This window comes from Burkholderia pulmonis, from assembly GCF_984667975.1.
The window spans coordinates 901,793-921,154 of record NZ_OZ480186.1; the positions used below are offsets into that span (position 1 = coordinate 901,793).

A 19,362-nucleotide genomic window follows, 5' to 3' on the forward strand; every position below is an offset into this window, starting at 1 on the left:
TCACAGACAGCGCATGAAGATTCATATCAAAGGCGGCACGCTGGTCGATCCGGTCGCCGGCACCGAGCGTCAGGCCGACGTATTTGTCGCGGCCGGCAAGATCGTCTCGATCGCCGAGGACCGCAAGGCGCCGGCCGATTTCAACGCCGCGAAGACCATCGACGCGTCGGGCCTGATCGTCGCGCCCGGCCTCGTCGACCTGTGCGCGCGGCTGCGCGAGCCCGGCTACGAACACAAGGCGACGCTCGCGTCCGAGATGGCCGCGGCCGTCGCGGGTGGCGTCACGACGCTCGTGTGCCCGCCGGATACCGACCCCGTGCTCGACGAGCCGGGCCTCGTCGAAATGCTCAAGTTCCGCGCGCGCAACCTGCACCAGGCGAACGTGCATCCGCTCGGCGCGCTGACGGTCGGCCTCAAGGGTGAAGTGATCACCGAGATGGTCGCGCTGACCGAATCCGGCTGCGTCGGCTTCACGCATGCGAACGTGCCGGTGCGCGACACGCAGGTGCTGCTGCGCGCGCTGCAGTACGCGAGCACCTACGGCTACACCACGTGGCTGCGTCCGCTCGACGCGTTCATCGGCCGCGGCGGCGTCGCCGCGAGCGGGCCGCTCGCGTCGCGGCTCGGGCTGTCCGGCGTGCCGGTCGCGGCCGAGACGATCGCGCTGCACACCATCTTCGAACTGGTACGCGTGACGGGCGCGCGCGTGCACCTCGCGCGGCTGTCGTCCGCGGCCGGCCTGGCGCTCGTGCGCGCGGCGAAGGCCGAAGGGCTGCCCGTGACGTGCGACGTCGGCGTGAATCACGTGCACCTGATCGACGTCGACATCGGTTATTTCGATTCGCAGTTCCGGCTCGATCCGCCGCTGCGCAGCGAGCGCGATCGCGAAGCGATCCGCGTGGCGCTCGCCGACGGCACGATCGATGCGATCTGCTCCGACCACACGCCGGTCGACGACGACGAGAAGCTGCTGCCGTTCGGCGAAGCGACGCCCGGCGCGACGGGGCTCGAACTGCTGCTGTCGCTGACGCTGAAGTGGGCGGACGAGACGCGCACGCCACTCGCGCAGGCGCTGCGCCGCATCACGTCCGCGCCGGCCGACGTGCTGAAGCTGCCGGCAGGCCGTCTGGCCGAAGGCGCCGCGGCCGACCTGTGCGTGTTCGACCCGCGTGCGCACTGGCGTGTCGAGCCGCGTGCGCTGAAGAGCCAGGGCCACAACTCGCCGTTCCTCGGCTACGAACTGCCGGCCACCGTGCGCGCGACGCTCGTGGCCGGGCAGGTCGCGTTCGAGCGCCACTGAACCACGCCGGACCTTCGCCATGACCGCCATTCGCAAGCTGCGTCTCGTCTTTCACCTGTTGCGCGGCATGGCGATCGTCGCGCTGCGTTTTTCGCATGTCACACCCGCGCGCCGCGCCGAGATGACGCGCCGCTGGTCGATCAGGATGCTGCGGATCTGCGGGATGCGCCTCGTCGTCCACAACGACGGCGCGCGGCTCGATGCGAGCGCGCTCGTGGTCGGCAATCACGTGTCGTGGCTCGACATCTATACGGTCAACGCGTGGCGGCCGACGCCGTTCGTGTCGAAGGCCGAGGTGCGGCAGTGGCCGGTCGTCGGCTGGCTCGCCGAGAAGCTCGACACCGTGTTCCTGCAGCGCGAGAAGCGTACCGAGGCGATGCGGATCATGCACGAGATGGCCGAACGGCTGCGCAACGGCGGGTTGATGTGCGTGTTTCCGGAGGGGACGACGTCCGACGGCCAGGAACTGCTGCCGTTCCATGCGAACCTGTTCCAGTCCGCGGTATCGGCCGGCTGCGCGGTGCAGCCGATCTGCCTGATGTACGAGGATGCGCACCGGCGGCAGTCGGTCGCGCCGGCCTACACCGGCGATCTGTCGCTCGGCAAGTCGCTCGACATGGTGCTGCGCGGCGGCCCGCTCGTCGCGCACCTGTACGTGTGCGATCCGATCGCACCGGGCGGCGACCGGCGGGCCACGTCCGCCGCGGCGCGCGACGCGATCGCGGCCGCGCTCGCGTTGCTGCAGGAGAAGGTCGGCAAGCCGACGGCCGAATCGCTGGCGGAACTGCAGAAGCATGCGTATCCGGCGACCGAGCTCGGTGGCGACACGGCAGGCGAGGCGGCAGCTGACGCGCCCGTGCCGGGTCGCGAGGGCTGACGCGTCGCTGCGTCACGCGAATCGGCCGGTCGTCACTCGCCGCCCGGCGAACGGCACGCTTCGCATTGCACCTGCGTGACCGTGCGCTGCGCCGGATCGGCCGTCAGCCGCACGGCCGACAGCTGATTCCCCCACACACATCCCGAATCGAGCGCGACGACATTGTCGCGCAGCATCAGTCCGAGCGCGGCCCAGTGCCCGAACACGACCGTCACGTCCTCCGTGCGGCGTCCCGGCACGTCGAACCACGGCAGGTACCCCGGCGGCGCGCTGTCCGGGCCGCCGTTCGCCTTGAACTCCATCGCGCCGTCGGGCGTGCAGAAGCGCAGGCGCGTGAACGCGTTGAACGCGACGCGCATCCGGTCGCGCTTCTTGAGATCGGGATGCCATTGATTGGGCTCGTTGCCGTACAGCTTCTGCAGCGACTCGCGCCAGTCGGGCGCGCGCAGCGCGCGCTGGAGCTCGTCCGCGAGTTCGAGTGCGAGCGTGGTATCCCATTGCGGCAACACGCCCGCGTGCACGAGCAGCATCCCGTGCTCCGCATGCACGAACGGGCGGTGACGGACCCAGTCGAGCAGCGCGTCGGCATCCGGCGCATCGAGGATCTCGCGGATGGTGTCGCCCGGGCGTTCGGTGCGCAACCCGGCCGAGACCGCGAGCAGGTGGAGGTCGTGATTGCCGAGCACGACGGTCGCACGCGGGCCGAGGTCGACGAGCGTGCGTAGCGCGGCGAGCGAGCCCGGCCCGCGGTTGACGACGTCGCCGGCGATCCACAACGGCGTGTCGGCGGGTGCCGAAAGCTTGTCGTACAGCGCCCGGAAAGCGGAATGACAGCCCTGGATGTCGCCGATGGCGATGGGGGTCGGAAGCATGAGGGTCGGATCGTGACGAATCGGGATGAACTGAGAAAAAAATCGCACAAACACGCGCGTGATGCAACGGTCGTTCCACATCGGACCGTCCGCAGGGCATGTGATTTTTCGTGACGCAAAGGGCCGGGGCGCTGTTTCAAGTTGTTAGCAGCATGGAGTTGGCGCCGACTGGATTCCTATAATTGACATTTTCGCTCCGAAATTAACATCTCGTGACTTTGCCGGCCATGGCGACCGGTTAAAATGCCGGGCCTGATCGGCCGAGACTTGGCCACTGTGACATGACAAGAAGTGCGATGAGCGTCTGCCAGGCGCGCCGCACATTATGACTAGAGGAAGTTTCATGATCCTGGTTACCGGCGGCGCAGGTTTTATCGGTGCCAATTTCGTACTCGACTGGATGGCTGCTTCCGGCGAGGCTGTGCTCAATGTCGACAAGCTGACCTATGCGGGCAACCTGCGTACGCTGGCACCGCTGGACGGGCATCCGGATCATGTGTTTGCCCGGGTCGACATCTGCGATCGCGCGGCACTCGATGCGCTGTTCGCCGAGCACAAGCCGCGTGCCGTGATTCATTTTGCCGCCGAAAGCCACGTCGACCGTTCGATCCACGGGCCGGCTGATTTCGTGCAGACCAACGTCGTGGGCACGTTCACGCTGCTCGAGGCGGCCCGCTCGCACTGGAACGGCCTGAACGATACCGACAAGGCGGCGTTCCGCTTCCTGCACGTGTCGACCGACGAGGTGTTCGGGTCGCTGTCCGCGACCGATCCGCAGTTCTCGGAGACGACTCCGTATGCGCCGAACAGCCCCTATTCGGCGACGAAGGCCGGTTCCGATCACCTGGTGCGCGCGTATCACCATACGTACGGCCTGCCGACGCTCACGACGAACTGCTCGAACAACTACGGTCCGTACCAGTTCCCGGAGAAGCTGATTCCGCTGATGATCGCGAATGCGCTCGCGGGCAAGCCGCTGCCGGTCTACGGCGATGGCCAGAACGTGCGCGACTGGCTGTACGTCGGCGACCACTGCAGCGCGATCCGCGAAGTGCTCGCGCGGGGCGTGCCGGGCGAGACGTACAACATCGGCGGCTGGAACGAGAAGAAGAACCTCGACGTCGTGCATACGCTGTGCGATCTGCTCGACGCGGCGCGGCCGAAGGCGGCGGGTTCGTATCGCGAGCAGATCACTTATGTGAAGGACCGCCCGGGCCACGACCGCCGCTACGCGATCGATGCGCGCAAGCTCGAGCGCGAGCTCGGCTGGAAGCCCGCCGAGACGTTTGAGACGGGGCTCGCGAAGACCGTGCGCTGGTACCTCGACAACCAGGCATGGGCGGACGAAGTCGCGTCAGGCGATTACCGCAAGTGGGTCGAAACCAATTACGCGCAACGCACGTGAGGGTCTGATCGATGGCACGTAAAGGCATTATCCTCGCCGGCGGTTCGGGCACGCGGCTGTATCCGATTACCTACTCGGTGTCGAAGCAGTTGCTCCCGGTGTACGACAAGCCGATGATTTACTACCCGCTTTCGACGCTGATGCTCGCGGGCATTCGCGACGTACTGGTCATCTCGACGCCGGCGGATACGCCGCGCTTCCAGGCGTTGCTGGGCGATGGGTCGAAGTGGGGGATGAACCTGCAGTATGCGGTTCAGCCGTCGCCGGACGGGCTCGCGCAGGCGTTCGTCATCGGGCGGGACTTCATCGGCAACGATCCGAGCGCGCTCGTGCTGGGCGACAACATCTTCCACGGCAACGATCTCGCCAAGCAACTGCTCGCGGCCAACGCGCGTACCGAAAGCGCGACCGTGTTTGCCTATCACGTGCAGGATCCGGAGCGTTACGGCATCGTCGAATTCGACGACCAGATGCGCGCGCTGTCGATCGAGGAGAAGCCGCTCCAGCCGCGCTCGCGCTACGCCGTGACGGGCCTGTATTTCTACGATAACGACGTGTGCGACATCGCGGCCGACATCAAGCCGTCGGCGCGCGGCGAACTCGAAATCACCGACGTCAATTCCCGTTATCTTGCCGCGGGCAAGCTGCAGGTGGAGATCATGGGGCGCGGCTATGCGTGGCTCGATACGGGCACGCACGATTCGTTGATGGAGGCCGCGGCTTTCATTGCGACGTTACAGAAGCGTCAGGGCCTCGTGGTCGCGTGTCCCGAGGAAATTGCCTACCGACTGGGCTGGATCGATGCCGAGCGTTTGCTGGAACTCGCCGCGCCGCTCGCCAAGAACGGGTACGGGCAATATCTGAAGAATCTACTGACGGACAAGATCCTATGGCAATCACGGTAACTTCCACGGCAATTCCGGACGTCAAGCTGATCGAGCCCAGGGTTTTCGGCGACGCTCGCGGGTACTTCTTCGAAAGCTTCAATCAGCGGGAATTCCGTGAGCAGGTTGCGGATGTCGAGTTCGTTCAGGACAACGAGTCGCGCTCGGGCAAATCCGTGCTGCGCGGCATGCACTATCAGATCAGCCATGCGCAGGGCAAGCTGGTCCGCGTCGTCGAAGGTGCGGTGTTCGACGTCGCCGTCGACCTGCGTCGTTCGTCGCCGACGTTCGGCAAATGGGTCGGCAGCGTATTGTCTGCGGAAAACCACCTGCAGATGTGGGTGCCGGCCGGATTCGCGCACGGCTTCCTGGTGATGTCGGAGACGGCGACGTTTCAGTACAAGACGACTGATTTCTGGTATCCCGAATTCGAACGCGTACTGCTGTGGAACGATGCGCAGGTCGGCATCGACTGGCCGCTCGACGGCGATCCGGTGGTTGCGCCGAAGGATCTCGCCGGCACCGTGCTGGCGGATCTGGAGACCTACGCATGAAGATTCTCGTGACGGGCGCGAACGGGCAGGTCGGGTGGGAACTCGTCCGCGCGCTGCAGCCGCTGGGTGAGGTGGTCGCCGCGACGCGACACGTCGTCGATCTCGGCGACGCGGCGGCCGTCGGCGCGTACGTCGACGCGCTCGCGCCCGATCTCGTGGTCAATGCGGCTGCCTATACGGCGGTGGATCGCGCCGAGGACGAGCCCGATACCGCGTTCGCGATCAATCGCGATGCGGCGGGTGCGCTTGCGCAGGCGGCCCGCAAGCACGGCGCATTGCTGATCCATTTCTCGACCGACTACGTGTTCGACGGAAGCAAGCGGGCACCGTATGTCGAAAGCGACGCGGTGCGTCCGCTGAACGTCTATGGCGCGAGCAAGCTGGCCGGCGAACAGGCGATTGCCGAAGCCGGCGGCGACTGGCTCGTGTTCCGCACGTCGTGGGTGTACGCGTCGCGCGGGCAGAACTTCCTGCGCACGATGCTCCGGCTGGGCGCGAATCGCGAAACGCTGTCCATCGTCAGCGACCAGTTCGGCGCGCCGACGAGCGCGCGCATGATTGCCGACCTGACCGCGCATGCGGCGGTGAAGGCGCTTGCCGAGCGTCGGGCGGGATCGTTCGCGAGTGGCCTGTATCACATGACGGCGCAGGGCGAGACGACCTGGCACGCGTTTGCCGAAGCCATTTTTGCCGGCGCCCGACGCCTGTCCCCGCAAATCGATCTGTCGATCCGGGAGGTGAAGCCGATCCCTGCGGCCGAGTATCCGGCGAAGACTGCACGTCCGACCTTTTCAGTGCTCGACAACACGCGGTTCGACGAGCGTTTCGGATTGCATCGACCGCAGTGGTCGGACGGGCTTGCGCTCGTCCTCGCGGAACTGTTCGACGCCTGATGCCGCCCGGCCCGGGCGGCGCACATCACAATTCATGCCGCATCGAGCGTGCGGCATGACCTAGCTAGAGATTGCCATGCGGGAACTCATTCAACCATCACTTCCCATCTGGCGGCATCGCCGCTTGATCCTCCAAATGGCGCGCCGCGAGGTGGTCGGCCGCTATCGCGGCTCGGTGCTCGGCCTGCTGTGGTCGTTTTTCAACCCGTTGCTGCTGCTGACCGTCTACACGTTCGTGTTCAGCGTGATCTTCAAGGCGCGCTGGAATACCGGATCCGATTCGAAGACCGAATTCGCCGTCGTGCTGTTCGTCGGGATGATCATGTTTCAGGTGTTCTCGGAAGCCGTGAACCGCGCGCCGTCGCTCATCATCAGTAACGCGAACTACGTGAAGAAGGTTGTGTTCCCGCTCGAGGTGCTGCCGGTCGTCGCGTTGCTCGTCGCGTTGTTCCACGCCGGGATCAGCTTCTGCGTGCTGGTGCTCGCGATGCTCGTGCTGGGCTTCCCCGTGCACGCGACAATCCTGTATTTCCCGCTGATCGTGTTGCCGTTCATCCTGTTTACCCTCGGCGTCTGCTGGTTCCTGGCGTCGCTGGGCGTGTTCATCCAGGACATCGGACAGTCGATCGGGCTCGTGACGACGGTGCTGATGTTCCTGACGCCGGTGTTCTACCCGGTGAGCTCGTTACCGGCCCATTACCAGCGTATCGTCGGGATGAATCCGCTCGCGTTCGTCATCGAGCAAAGCCGCAACGTCGTGATCTTTGGAACCGTGCCGAGCTGGACCGGTGTGTTGTTGATGATGGTCGTCAGTGTCGGCGTCGCGGCGCTGGGCTACCAATGGTTTAATCGCACGAGGAAAGGATTCGCAGATGTCCTCTGATCTCGCAGTCAGCGTGAAGGACCTGAGCAAGGTCTTTCATATTTACGATAGCCCGCGCGCGCGCCTGTTGCAGATGCTGTTCGGTGCCCGCAAGCAGTACTACCGGGAATTCTGGGCGCTGCGCGACATCTCGTTCGACATCGCACGTGGCGAGACGATCGGGATCGTCGGCCACAACGGCTCCGGAAAATCCACGCTGCTCCAGGTGATCTCGGGGACGCTCTCGCCGAGCGCCGGCCAGGTCGAAACGAACGGCAAGGTCGCCGCGCTGCTCGAACTCGGGTCGGGCTTCAATCCCGAATTCACCGGCCGCGAGAACGTGATGCTGTACGGCCAGATTCTCGGGATGAGCGAGGAGGAGCTGGAAGAGAAGTATCCGGCGATCGTCGATTTCTCCGAGATCGGCGATTTCGTCAATCAGCCGTTGAAGACCTATTCGTCGGGCATGTACGTGCGCCTGGCGTTTTCGGTCGCGATTCACGTCAACCCGGACATCCTGATCGTCGATGAAGCACTGTCGGTCGGCGACGCACTGTTCCAGGCGAAGTGCATGGCGGTGATGAAGAAGCTGATGGATCGCGGCACGACGCTGCTGTTCGTCAGTCACGATCCGGGCTCGGTGAAGGCGCTGTGCAACCGCGCGATCCTGCTCGATCACGGCAACATGCTGGCCGTCGGCTCGACGGACCACGTGATCGAATCGTATTACTCGTCCTACGTCCGCAAGAAGCAGCACGTGATCGAGGACGCCGATGCGCCTGCGGCGCAGATCGCCGAGCTCGATGCCGACCTCAACGACGGTGCGGACGAGTTCCAGAAGCAGGCGGCATTCCAGCGGATCCGAAACGGCCGTGCGAGCTTCGTCAACGTGCAGTTGCTGAACGAACAGGGCCGTGCGACGCGCCAGGTCACGTATGGCGACACTGTGACGCTGAGAATGGTCGTGAGCATCGAGGAAGATCTGCCGCTGCTCGCGTTCGGCTATCACCTGCGCGACAAGAACGGGTTCGATATCGCCTACTCGGACACCGGCCTCGAACATGCGCATTTGTACGACCTGCACGCGGGCGAAGTCCACGTGGTCGACTGGACGTTCAAGGTGTCGTTGCGCGGCGGCGACTACAGCATCAGTGCGGCGACGTCGGTGCCGACCGACCTGAGTATCGGCCAGGTCGACACGTGCGATCATGTGCCGATCGCCGTGCAGTTCAACGTCTCGCGCGGCACCTACCTGCCGTTGTATGGCGCCGTGCATCTGGACAACAAGGTCCAGACGCGGCTGTTGTCGAAGACGGTGGCCTGACGCAGCGTTGGCCGGCAGTGGATCCGGCGCCGGGGCTGGCGTGCGGATCCGCACGAGGAATCAATCAGGAGCGCCCTATGAGACAAAAGCCGGATGGTTTCGCCAATCCGATCTATGTGACGAGACCGATGTTGCCGCCACTCGGCGAATTCACGTCGCAACTGGAAGACATCTGGGACAGCGCGTGGCTGACCAACGGCGGTGCGAAGCACATCGCGCTGGAAGCGGCGCTCGCGAAGCGGCTTGGCGCCCGCCACTTCTCGCTGTTCAACAACGGGACGAGCGCGCTGCTCGTCGCCTGCCAGGCGCTGCGGCTCGCTGGTGAAGTCATCACAACCCCGTTCACGTTTCCCGCGACGCCGCATGTGCTGCACTGGAACAACGTGACGCCGGTGTTCTGCGACATCGACGAGGACACGCTGACCATCGATCCGGCCGTGGCCGAAGCCCTGATCACGCCGCGCACGACGGGCGTACTCGGCGTCCACGTCTACGGGATGCCGTGCGACGTGAAGGCGTTCGAGCGCATTCGCGAGCAGTACGGCGTCAAGGTGCTCTACGACGGTGCGCACGCGTTCGGCACGGAAATCGACGGCAGGCCGGTCGCCGAGTTCGGCGACGCGACGATGTACAGCTTCCATGCGACGAAGCTGTTTCACTCGGCCGAGGGCGGCGGGCTGGCGATGGCGGACGAGGCGATGAAGCGGCGCGTCGATCTGCTGAAGAATTTCGGAATCTTGAACGAAACCGAAGTCATCATGCCGGGCACCAACGGCAAGATGAACGAAGTGCAGGCGGCACTGGGCCTCGTCAATCTCGCCCATTACGATGCCGAGCATGCCGCACGGCAGCGCGTCGCGCAGGTTTACCTGAGCCGCCTGGACGAGATTCCCGGCATCACGTGCTTCCGGCTGCCGCCGAACGTCGGCCACAGCATGCAGTATTTCATCGTGCGCGTGAACCCGCAGGCATGCGGCGTATCGCGCGACCAGTTGTACGACACGCTGAAGCAGTTCAACGTGTTTTCGCGGCGCTATTTCTACCCGCTTTGCAGTGAGCACAATTGCTACCGCGCGCTGCCGAGCGCTGATCCGGGCCGCCTGCCGGTTGCGACGCGCGTGTCCCGCGAAGTGCTGGCGTTGCCGTTGTACGGCGAACTCGGGGAAGACGGGGCGAATCGCATCGTCGATATCATTCAATACATCTGCAATGGCAAACAATAATTATTCGACCGGGGAATCGCGGCCGCGTGTCAGCGTTCTCACGACGTCTTACAACTACGGCAGATTCATCGGGGAGACGATTCGGTCGGTGCTGTCCCAGACGTATACGTCATGGGAGCTGATCATCGTAGACGACTGTTCGACCGACGATTCCTGGGAGGTCATCCAGCAGTTCGACGACCCGCGGATTCGCGCGGTGCGCCAGGAGCGAAACCAGGGTGCGTGCGCGGCGTACAACACGGCGCTGCGTCTCGCGTGCGGCGAGTTCATCGCGAGCCTGGATTCCGACGACGTGTTCGTGCCCGAGAAGCTGGCGGCGCAGGTGGCGTTCCTGGACGCCCATCCGGATGTCGACATCTGCGGCAGCTTCATGGCGGAGATCGATGCGTCGAGCCAGCCGGTCGATGCCGACAAGTGCTTTTATGCGCCGTGGTTCAATCAGGACCTCGACCTGAATGCACCCGACAGCTGGGTGTGGGAGAACCACCTGTGCCATTCGACCGTGCTGGTCAGGAAGTCCACGCACGACCGTATCGGCTTGTTCCGGGAGGATCTGACTTACTCGCCGGACTGGGATTTCTGGCTGCGTTCGCTCGCCGGCGGCGCACGGTTCCATGTGATGAAGGACGCACTCCTGCTGTATCGTGCGCACGGCGGCAACATCACGCATCGCAATCGCGATGCGCTGATGTGGGAGTATGCGGACATCTCCGGCGGTGTCGTGCATCCGTACCTCGAGCGGATCGGGCGCTTCGATCTGCTCCGCAAAAGCATGGAGTCGTTCGTCGGGCGCTTCTTCGAAATCGACGGCGACTGGCGGCGGTTTCTGGAGCTGATCGAGATGCTGCGCGTGTACGACCGTCACGAGGACACGTTCAGGATTCCGCCGCATCTGTTCTTCAATGGCGAATTGACCGCGTTCGTGACGAGACTCGCATCCGGCTGGTCGCCGCAGGCTTTTGCCGAGGTTCGCGAGCGCCTGTCGAGGCCGGAAGGCGAGTATGAGGGGGCGGCGTCGGTGGACGCGCACCCGACCGATGGCGCCACGACGTTTCAACTGCTGATTCGCGGCGAACGCGATCGCGCGCTTGTCGAACTGGATGAGGCGCGTACCGAGCGCGGGCACATCGCCGCGGAACTCGAACGTGCGAAAGCCGAGTTGCGTGCCGCGGCCGAGCGGGAAGAGCGGCTTGCCGCCAGCCTGGCCGACGCGCAGACGGAACTCGATCGTGTCAGGGGCACCATCTGGGGCAAGGCGGATAATCTGTACCGGCGTCTGAGCCGATAGCCCGTGCACCAGCGAATGATTCAAGATATCTAACCATGCCGCGATACCAGCATCTTCTGTACTTTGCCCAACGCGTCTACCATCGCCTGCCGGTGAGCCAGGAGGCGAAGTGGCGCGTTCGCAAGGCCATTTCGCCGGTTATCACGTCGTTGCGTCAGGGCAAGTCGATTCGTCAGGCGTTGCGCTCGGCGGTCCGGCGCGAAAAGTTGCTCGACCATGCGCGCGAGTCGCGTCTGCAGCACCTGCTGCTCGATCTCGCACAGCGGGGTGTGCGAAACGTCAGCCATGTCATTGCAGTGCCGTTCCTTGGAACGGGCGGCGCGGAGAACGTCGCGCTCAATTTCTCGAAAGCGTTGCGCGAGATCCATCCCGATCGGCAGATCCTGATCGTCGTCGCCGATCGCGACCTGGTCGACGAACGCGTCGCGCGGATCGACGGTGTGCATGTGGTTGTCCTGCGCGAATTCACGGACGACGATTCGTATGCACTGAAGCAGGCGCTTCTCTACGACATGCTGCTGGCGATCCGGCCCGCCGTGTTCCACAACATCAACAGCGAAGTCGCGTGGAACGCGATCATCTCGCAGGGAAGCCGGCTCAAGGAAGTCACGCGCCTGTTCGCCAGTATCTTTGCGTTCCAGTTTGCCGAGGACGGTAAGAGCAAGACCGGCTATGCGGCCTATTTCCTGCAGCCGGGCCTGCCGGCGCTGACCGCGCTGCTGTCCGACAACCAGCGCTTCGTGACCGATGCGCGCGCCGAATACAACCTCGGGCAGCAGGGCGACAAGCTGCACGCCGTGTACAACCCCAGCCGCATGGCGACGGATGGGTGGACGACGCGTGCGCTCGCGCGCATCGCGAGCCGCGGGCAGGATCTGGCGGGGCAGCGCCCGGCGTTTCTGTGGGCCGGGCGGCTCGACAAGGAGAAGCGCGTCGACCTGTTGCTGGCGCTCGTGCAGGCATGCCCGCACATCGACTTCTATGTCTATGGCCAGGCGGTCGTGAACGTCAGCGAGCAGCTGCCCGATCTCGCGAATCTGCATCTGATGGGGCCGTTCACGTCCCCGGAAGAACTCGTGCGCGAACGCGCATACACGGGCTTCATCTTCACGTCGAAGTGGGAAGGCATGCCGAACATCCTGCTCGAGATCGGGACACTGGGTGTGCCGGTCATCGCGCCGACGGTCGGCGGCGTGGGCGAGCTGATATCGGATTCGACCGGGTATCCGCTGTCCGAGAAGCCGGAGGTCGCGGATTATCGCGCGGCGATGGAGTCAGTCATTTCGAATTCGCAGGAAGCCGAAACGCGCGCCCGCGCGCTCGTCGAGCTGATCGACGGACGCCATACGTGGCAGCGGTTCGTCGAGCATGTCAAGGAGTTGGAAGGTTATGGGATCTGACCGGAAAGAATCGGGCGCTGACGACTCGCGTGATCCGTCGTTGCCGCTCGTATCGGTGGTAATCCCCTGTTTCAATCAGGCGCAGTATCTGAACGAGTCGATTTCGTCGGTGCTCGACGCGTATCGCGGGCCGCTGGAAATCATCGTCGTTGACGACGGCAGCACGGCACCCAGGACCGATATTCATCTGCGTGCGGCGCAAGCGCTGTCGCCCGCGGTGCGGGTGATTTCGCAGCAGAATGCGGGGCTTTCGGGCGCGCGCAACACGGGTATCGCGGCCGCGACCGGCGCATTCGTGCAATTGCTGGATGCGGACGACCTCATCGTTCCGCCGAAGCTCGACCTGCAGGTGGCGCATTTCCAGGTGGCGAATGCGCTCGACGTATCGGTGTCCAACTTCCTGTTGTGCGACGATACCCGCTCGGTCTTTTCGAAGAACGACGAAGCGATTGCGCACTCGGCGCTTGGCCTGTCCGATTTTCTGTACAAATGGGAGCGCGGCTTCGCGATTCCGATCCACTGCGCGCTGTTTCGCCGGACCGTGCTGATGGACGCGCCGTTCGACACGTCCGCGCGTGCGAAGGAAGACTGGCTGTTCTGGTGCGGCCTGAGTGCGCGCGGCGCACGCATGGCCTACCTCAACGCGCACAATGCGATTTACCGGCAGCATGCGCAAAGCATGCGCCGGTCGTACGTGAGGATGGGCAAGAGCTGGCTGCATGCGGCCGCCAAGATCGACGCGATGGTGTCCGCACGCGAACCGGCGTTCTTCGAATCCGCGGTCGACTGGTTCGAGAATTTCTATCGAAAGCATCCGGCATACGTCGAGGAAATCGCGCAGTTGCGCGGCCACGCGCATGAAACCGGATCGGGTGCCGTCGCGTCGCCGGTCGCTCCCGCTGATCCGCACGCGCAGAAGCTTGCACGACTGCAGGCCGCCATCGCGAAGATGCCGACGTCGGCGACACCGCTGATCAGCGTCGTGATCCCGGCATACAACCATTTCGACTACATCGACGGTTGCCTGCTGTCCGTGATCGAACAGCAGGGCGTCGCATTCGAGATCATCTGCGTCGACGACTGTTCTCCCGATGCGCGCACGACCGCGCTGCTGCGTGCGCTGCACGGCAGTCACCCGAACCTGCGGATCGTCCTCAACGGCGAAAACAAGGGCATTTCGCGCACGCAGAACGAAGCGGTCGAACAGGCCGCCGGAGAATACGTCGCGTTCGTCGATTGCGACGATGCACTGGCGCCCGGCGCGCTGTCCCGCGTCGCACAGGTGCTGGCGCAGGAGCCGTGCGACTACCTGTTCACCGACCGGCTTGACATCGACGAAAGCGGTGGCGAGATTCGGCGCGCGGACTACGGCGGCTATCCGGCCATTGCGTTCAGGAACGACGCGAGCATCAAGGACGACCTGCTCGACGGCATGGTCGCATCGCATCTGAAGGTGATTCGGCGCGGCGCGTATCTGCAGTCCGGCGGGTCGGTCGACGCCTATTCCGGCATTCAGGACTGGGAGCTGGCGCTGAAGATCGCGGAATTCGGCAGCTTCCATTACCTCCATGAGCCGCTTTATCGGCACCGGATCCATACGCGCTCCGTCACGTCATCGGATAGCGTCGGCCAGTTCAGGCGAACCAATATCGTCCGACGGCAGTTTGCCGGCAGGTGGCTTTACGACGGACGCGACCGAACCGGGCCGGTCACGCGTTTCTCGAGCGACGCGAAGTCGATGCCGTCGATCGGGCAACTGAAGGACATGTGGCGGCAGGGGCTGCGATGCGAGATGGTCGTCGTGGCGGATGCGCCGCCGCCAGTGCTCAATTTCCTGCGGGAATTCAATTCGTACTTCGACCGCATCGTGTGGACGAGCGCCGAAACCTATGCGGGCCTGCTCGGGTATGTGGAGCCCGGCGTGATGGTGGCGCGAGGGCAGGCGCTGCCCGATTGACCGGGGCAGGGCGCGCGCATTGCACGCGCGCCCGGTCTGACGGTTTGCCCGGCGCGGTGCCGGGCGCCGTGGTTACTTCCCCGTAAACGGCCGCATGATCGCCCGCAGCAGCGGGCCCAGCACCGGAATCCGGTGCAGGCGCAGATAGGCGCGATAGACGATGAAAATGCGCGCGCGCTGAAACGCGACCCACTGGTTCGCGTATTGCCGCAGTTCGACCGACTCGCTGCGGAGGACGTCGGCTTCGCGTGCGTGGACGAGCAGCTTCGCGCGTGCGTCCGCGAGCTCGCGCCTCAGGCGACGCAGTTCTTCCTGGTTTTCCGCGGATGACGCGGCCTGGCCGGCAGGCGCCTGGGCAGGCGGGGAGGACTCTTGATGGGAGGCATTCATACCGAATATCCGCTGAATGTTCGCGACGTACTGTGCGTCGCCGTGCTTGTCGTGAACGTAGTCGGACGCGCGCTTCGACAGCGCACCGAGCAGACCGGGTTGGGCGTATAGGCGCTCGATGGCTGCGCGATACGCGTCGACGGCTTCGTCGAGGTCGTTCGATGCCTCGATGAGGAGGCCGGTCTCGCCGTCGACCACGGCTTCGCCGATACCGCCGATGTTCGGCGCGATGACCGGGAGCCCCGAGCCCATCGCTTCGAGAATGACGTTCGGCAACCCGTCGAACCACGACGTATAGACGAGCGCGTCGTACTCGTGCAGCGGAAGATCCGCGAACGCCGAAAACGGCCCCTTGTAGCTTGCGCCGGCCAGGTCGACTTCGAACCCCGGCGTGATGCCGCCGTACAGGTCGAGCGTGATGCCGGTGCCGCTCTGCGCGAAGTATTTCGACAGCGCGACGGCCAGTTGCGGCCGCTTCTGGCCATCCAGCCGCGATGCCCACAGCAGGCGGCGGCGCGGCGTCGCGTGGAGCGTCGGTTCCTTGACGCCGTGCAGCAGCGCGGGAAGGTTGTTCCAGCGGGACGCGCTGGCGCCGAAGATGAATTCGTCGTCGACGACTGTTTGGCCGTTGTCGGTGACGATCCGCGTGATGTGCTGGATGTTGTTCGTCAGGAACTCGACCGCGCCGCCCGAGATGATCGATACGTCGTCTTCGTAGACACGCGTGTCGCAGAACCGGTAGTACGTGACGTCACGCCCGCCGAACTGCGCGAAATGACGGCTCAGCATGCGATGGGAAAACACGCACGCGCGAACGTGCAGCCGGGCGTCGGGCGCCGCGGCGCGAATCAGGCGTGCGGTGATGCGATCGCGCTGGCGGTCGTCGAGCTTGTTGCCGAGCACTGCGACGTCGACGAAGATCGCCGCGTCGGGCAGCCGCGACAGCCACGCATGCTTCTCCATCGGCTCGCCGGACAGCACGAGGATGCGCTTCGACGCGCCGCATGCCAGCAGGCCGTTCATCACGTCGAGGATGTAGCGCTCCGCGCCGCCGGCGGGCAGGAACGGGATCAGGAACACGTCCGTGATCGGGCCGGCGTCGCGAATGGCCTCGCACATCTCGTAGTAGACCGCGGACGGTTCGGGCGTCGACCACATCGCGCTCGTCTGGCTGCCGTGCCGCAGCGACAGCGTGTCGACGGCCGGGTCGATCCGGTTGGCTGCCTCGGTCATGTCGGACAGCAGCCGGCTGCCGAGGAATTTCTGCTTGACGTCATACCACGGCGGCAGCATGCGTTCGCCGGCACGATACGCACGATAGTCGTCGGCGAACACGCGCAGGTAAACGGCCGGGTCGAACAGGTCGGTATCCGGCGTTTCGAGTTCGACGCTCTGGGTGCGCGCGGCAGCCATGATGCTCTGCTGGCGCTGGCGATAGTAAAGAACGGTGTCGGGGATGTAGTGCGCCTTCATCCCGAGCGCGATCGCACACGAATTGAAGTGCCAGTCCTCGAATGCGTGGCCACGTTGCGTGTCGCAGTGAACGTACCTGAGGCGCTCGAACGTCGAGCGATGGAAGAACACGCGCGACACGTACGGATGGATGTCCGCGAGCAGGAACGGCATCAGGTCCGCTTCGCCGTACTCGGTAATGAAATACATCGAACCGAATGCGATCAGGTACTGCGGGAACAGCAGCGCATCGTTGCCGTAGCGCTTGGCCGCGGCCAGTGCTTCGACGAAGAAGTTGAACGAGACGAGATCGTCGGCATCGGCCGTGGCGAAATACTCGCCTTGCGCGATCTCGCAGCCGGAGTTTCTGCTCAGACCCAACGAACGGTTCGACACCTCGATCGTCTGGACTCCGTCGAAACTGGAGAGATCAGCCGATGCGATGACGGCGCGGGTCGCTTCGTTCGGGTTATCAAGGACGACGACAATTTCCAGGGTGATACCGCGGGCTCTTGCGAAGTCTGCCGCTTCAGCCAGGGACCGGAGCGTCCGGTTGATGATGCCGCCCTCATTGTGAGCGTTGAGAATCACCGAAATATCAAACATAGGGTGCAGCTGGCGGGATGCGTATCGAGGTGACGCATTATATACAGAAGCATTTGGCGTTTCGGCGCCGGCCGGAGCCGGTCGGCGTGGCGCAGCGCAGCCCTGTCTTGCGGCCCTTTTTCCGGTCGGTACGCCCGTGGCGCCCGCCGCCACGGCATAATTGCTACAAATGGCAATCCCGGTTGCGTGGGCAGACATCGCTGCGCACACTGATGGATTCCCCTCGCGCCAAATGTTAACGATAGTCAGCACGTGACATCTCATCCGCAAGCATCCACTCGTTCTCCCCATTTCGTCGACGAAGTCCTGTCGATTTCCGTCGTGACGTACCACCCGGACGAGGCGCTCCTCGCTCGGACGTTCTCCAGTCTTCTCGCGGCATGTGCGCGTCTCCAGGTCGTGCGCGGCGGCAGCGCGATCAGCGTGTGCGTGGTCGATAACGGCGGCTTGCCGGATCTCGCGGCGGAGCGCGTCGCGTTCGAGCAGGCCGGCATCGGGTACGGCGTACTGTCCGGTCACGGCAACGTTGGCTACGGACGCGGACACAACCTCGCGATCAAAGCGACACACAGCCGCTATCACCTGATCCTGAACCCGGATATCGACCTCGAGCCGGATGCGCTCGTGCAGGCGCTCGATTTTCTCGATTCCCATCCCGAAGCCGGCTTGCTGACGCCGCGCATCGGCGACGAATCGGGCCGGATCCAGTATCTGTGCCGCCGCTATCCGGCGCTGGTGGATCTGCTGGTCAGGGGGTTCCTGCCGTCGGCCTTGCGTCCGCCGTTCGAGCGTCGGCTGGCCAGCTACGAGATGCGCGACCGCATCAACGAAACGGACGTCGTGTGGGATCCGCCGATCGTCAGCGGCTGCTTCATGCTGTTCCGTACCGACGTGCTCGCGGGCCTGCAGGGCTTCGATCCGCGCTATTTTCTGTACTTCGAGGATTACGACCTCAGCTTGCGCACCGGCCAGTGCACACGCACCGTCTACGTGCCGCTGGCGCGCGTGATCCACCACGGCGGCGGCGCGTCCCGCAAGGGCTCCGCGCACATCCGCATGTTCGCGGCGTCGGCGTTCAAGTTCTACAACCGCTTCGGCTGGAGGCTCTGGTGAGCCGCGTCGTCGTGACGGGCGCGAACGGCTTCGTCGGCCGCGCGGTCTGCCGGCTGTCGCTCGCGGCAGGACATACGGTCACGGCGCTGGTGCGCCGCCCCGGCGGGTGTGTCGACGGGGTGCGCGAATGGGTGCATGACGCACCGGATTTCGCCGGGCTCATCGATGCGTGGCCGGCCGATCTCGAAGCCGATTGCGTGATCCACCTGGCTGCGCGCGTCCACGTGATGCGCGACGAGTCGCCCGATCCGGATGCCGCGTTCGACGCGACCAACGTCGCGGGAACGCTGCGTGTGGCCGAGGCGGCGCGTGCGCATGGCGCCCGTCGCTTCGTGTTCGCCAGCAGCATCAAGGCGGTCGGCGAGGGCGATCGCGGCGTGCCGCTCGCGGAGGACGCCGCGCCCGCACCGCAGGATCCTTACGGGCGTTCGAAATTGCGCGCGGAACAGGTACTCGGGCAATTCGGCGCGCGTGTGGGTATCGATGTAGTCGTCGTCCGTCCGCCGCTCGTCTACGGCCCGGGCGTGCGTGCGAACTTCCTGCGGATGATGGACGCCGTGTCGCGAGGGCTGCCGCTCCCGCTGGGCGCGATTGCTGCGCGTCGCAGCCTCGTCTACGTCGACAATCTTGCGGACGCGCTGCTGCGCTGCGCAATCGATCCGCGGGCCGCGGGCGAATGTTTTCATGTCGCCGACGACGACGCGCCGTCGGTCGCCGGATTGCTGCGGATGGTCGGCGACGCGCTCGGCCGGCCGGCGCGGCTGTTCCCGGTACCCGTCGCGCTGCTGCGCGCGCTCGGCCGGCTCACCGGCCGCAGCGCCGCCGTCGATCGCCTGACGGGCAGCCTGCAGCTCGATGCCGGCCGCATGAAGCGCGTGCTCGACTGGCAACCGCCCCATACGACGCGGCAGGGCCTCGAAGCGACCGCCGCATGGTATCGTTCGCGCGACATACAGAAATAG

At 64.8% G+C, this 19,362-nt stretch carries 16 protein-coding genes; 14 read left to right on the top strand and 2 right to left on the bottom strand.

Going from position 1 to position 19,362, the window contains the following annotated elements:
- Positions 1–13: 13 nt before the first annotated feature.
- A complete protein-coding gene (locus AC5LXK_RS04175; RefSeq protein WP_493390439.1) occupies positions 14–1,300 on the top strand; it encodes a dihydroorotase in 1,287 nt (428 codons plus the stop codon).
- Positions 1,301–1,319: 19 nt separating this feature from the next.
- On the top strand, positions 1,320–2,177 hold the full coding sequence (locus AC5LXK_RS04180; RefSeq protein WP_493390441.1) for a lysophospholipid acyltransferase family protein: 858 nt from the start codon (positions 1,320–1,322) through the stop codon (positions 2,175–2,177).
- Positions 2,178–2,209: 32 nt separating this feature from the next.
- On the opposite strand, the gene AC5LXK_RS04185 is transcribed toward AC5LXK_RS04180, so the two are convergent.
- On the bottom strand, positions 2,210–3,049 hold the full coding sequence (locus tag AC5LXK_RS04185) for a symmetrical bis(5'-nucleosyl)-tetraphosphatase (RefSeq protein ID WP_493390442.1): 840 nt from the start codon (positions 3,047–3,049) through the stop codon (positions 2,210–2,212).
- Positions 3,050–3,392: 343 nt separating this feature from the next.
- Here AC5LXK_RS04185 and rfbB point away from each other — a divergent pair, with 343 nt between their 5' ends.
- From rfbB to AC5LXK_RS04235, 10 genes are all read left to right on the top strand, one after another.
- Entirely contained in the window at positions 3,393–4,454 is a 1,062-nt protein-coding gene (rfbB, locus tag AC5LXK_RS04190; RefSeq protein WP_493390443.1) for a dTDP-glucose 4,6-dehydratase, read from the top strand.
- Between the two features lie 11 nt (positions 4,455–4,465).
- On the top strand, positions 4,466–5,359 hold the full coding sequence (gene rfbA / locus AC5LXK_RS04195) for a glucose-1-phosphate thymidylyltransferase RfbA (protein ID WP_493390445.1): 894 nt from the start codon (positions 4,466–4,468) through the stop codon (positions 5,357–5,359).
- A complete protein-coding gene (rfbC, locus tag AC5LXK_RS04200) occupies positions 5,344–5,892 on the top strand; it encodes a dTDP-4-dehydrorhamnose 3,5-epimerase (protein WP_493390446.1) in 549 nt (182 codons plus the stop codon). Before rfbA ends, rfbC begins: the two co-directional genes overlap by 16 nt.
- Complete coding sequence (gene rfbD / locus AC5LXK_RS04205; RefSeq protein WP_493390447.1) at positions 5,889–6,785, top strand: dTDP-4-dehydrorhamnose reductase; 897 nt, start codon at positions 5,889–5,891, stop codon at positions 6,783–6,785. Before rfbC ends, rfbD begins: the two co-directional genes overlap by 4 nt.
- Before the next feature lie 76 nt (positions 6,786–6,861).
- Entirely contained in the window at positions 6,862–7,668 is an 807-nt protein-coding gene (locus tag AC5LXK_RS04210) for an ABC transporter permease (protein WP_493390448.1), read from the top strand.
- Positions 7,658–8,971 (top strand): ABC transporter ATP-binding protein, encoded by a 1,314-nt coding sequence (locus AC5LXK_RS04215; protein ID WP_493390449.1) that lies wholly within the window; start codon positions 7,658–7,660, stop codon positions 8,969–8,971. Before AC5LXK_RS04210 ends, AC5LXK_RS04215 begins: the two co-directional genes overlap by 11 nt.
- 128 nt (positions 8,972–9,099) lie before the next feature.
- Complete coding sequence (locus AC5LXK_RS04220) at positions 9,100–10,194, top strand: DegT/DnrJ/EryC1/StrS family aminotransferase (RefSeq protein ID WP_493390450.1); 1,095 nt, start codon at positions 9,100–9,102, stop codon at positions 10,192–10,194.
- Positions 10,181–11,482: a glycosyltransferase gene (locus tag AC5LXK_RS04225; RefSeq protein WP_493391183.1), complete on the top strand. Its 1,302-nt coding sequence runs from the start codon at positions 10,181–10,183 to the stop codon at positions 11,480–11,482. Before AC5LXK_RS04220 ends, AC5LXK_RS04225 begins: the two co-directional genes overlap by 14 nt.
- A 35-nt stretch (positions 11,483–11,517) precedes the next feature.
- Positions 11,518–12,882: a glycosyltransferase family 4 protein gene (locus tag AC5LXK_RS04230; RefSeq protein ID WP_493390451.1), complete on the top strand. Its 1,365-nt coding sequence runs from the start codon at positions 11,518–11,520 to the stop codon at positions 12,880–12,882.
- A 55-nt stretch (positions 12,883–12,937) separates the two neighbouring features.
- A complete protein-coding gene (locus AC5LXK_RS04235) occupies positions 12,938–14,839 on the top strand; it encodes a glycosyltransferase family 2 protein (protein WP_493390452.1) in 1,902 nt (633 codons plus the stop codon).
- Between the two features lie 72 nt (positions 14,840–14,911).
- On the opposite strand, the gene AC5LXK_RS04240 is transcribed toward AC5LXK_RS04235, so the two are convergent.
- Positions 14,912–17,578 (bottom strand): glycosyltransferase, encoded by a 2,667-nt coding sequence (locus AC5LXK_RS04240; protein ID WP_493390453.1) that lies wholly within the window; start codon positions 17,576–17,578, stop codon positions 14,912–14,914.
- Between AC5LXK_RS04240 and AC5LXK_RS04245 the strand changes: the two genes are divergently transcribed.
- Positions 17,540–18,400, top strand: coding sequence for a glycosyltransferase family 2 protein (locus AC5LXK_RS04245; protein WP_493390455.1), 861 nt, complete (start codon positions 17,540–17,542; stop codon positions 18,398–18,400). The two genes, AC5LXK_RS04240 and AC5LXK_RS04245, sit on opposite strands and share 39 nt — an antisense overlap.
- On the top strand, positions 18,397–19,362 hold the full coding sequence (locus AC5LXK_RS04250) for a UDP-glucose 4-epimerase family protein (RefSeq protein WP_493390456.1): 966 nt from the start codon (positions 18,397–18,399) through the stop codon (positions 19,360–19,362). The genes AC5LXK_RS04245 and AC5LXK_RS04250 overlap by 4 nt, the downstream gene beginning before the upstream one ends.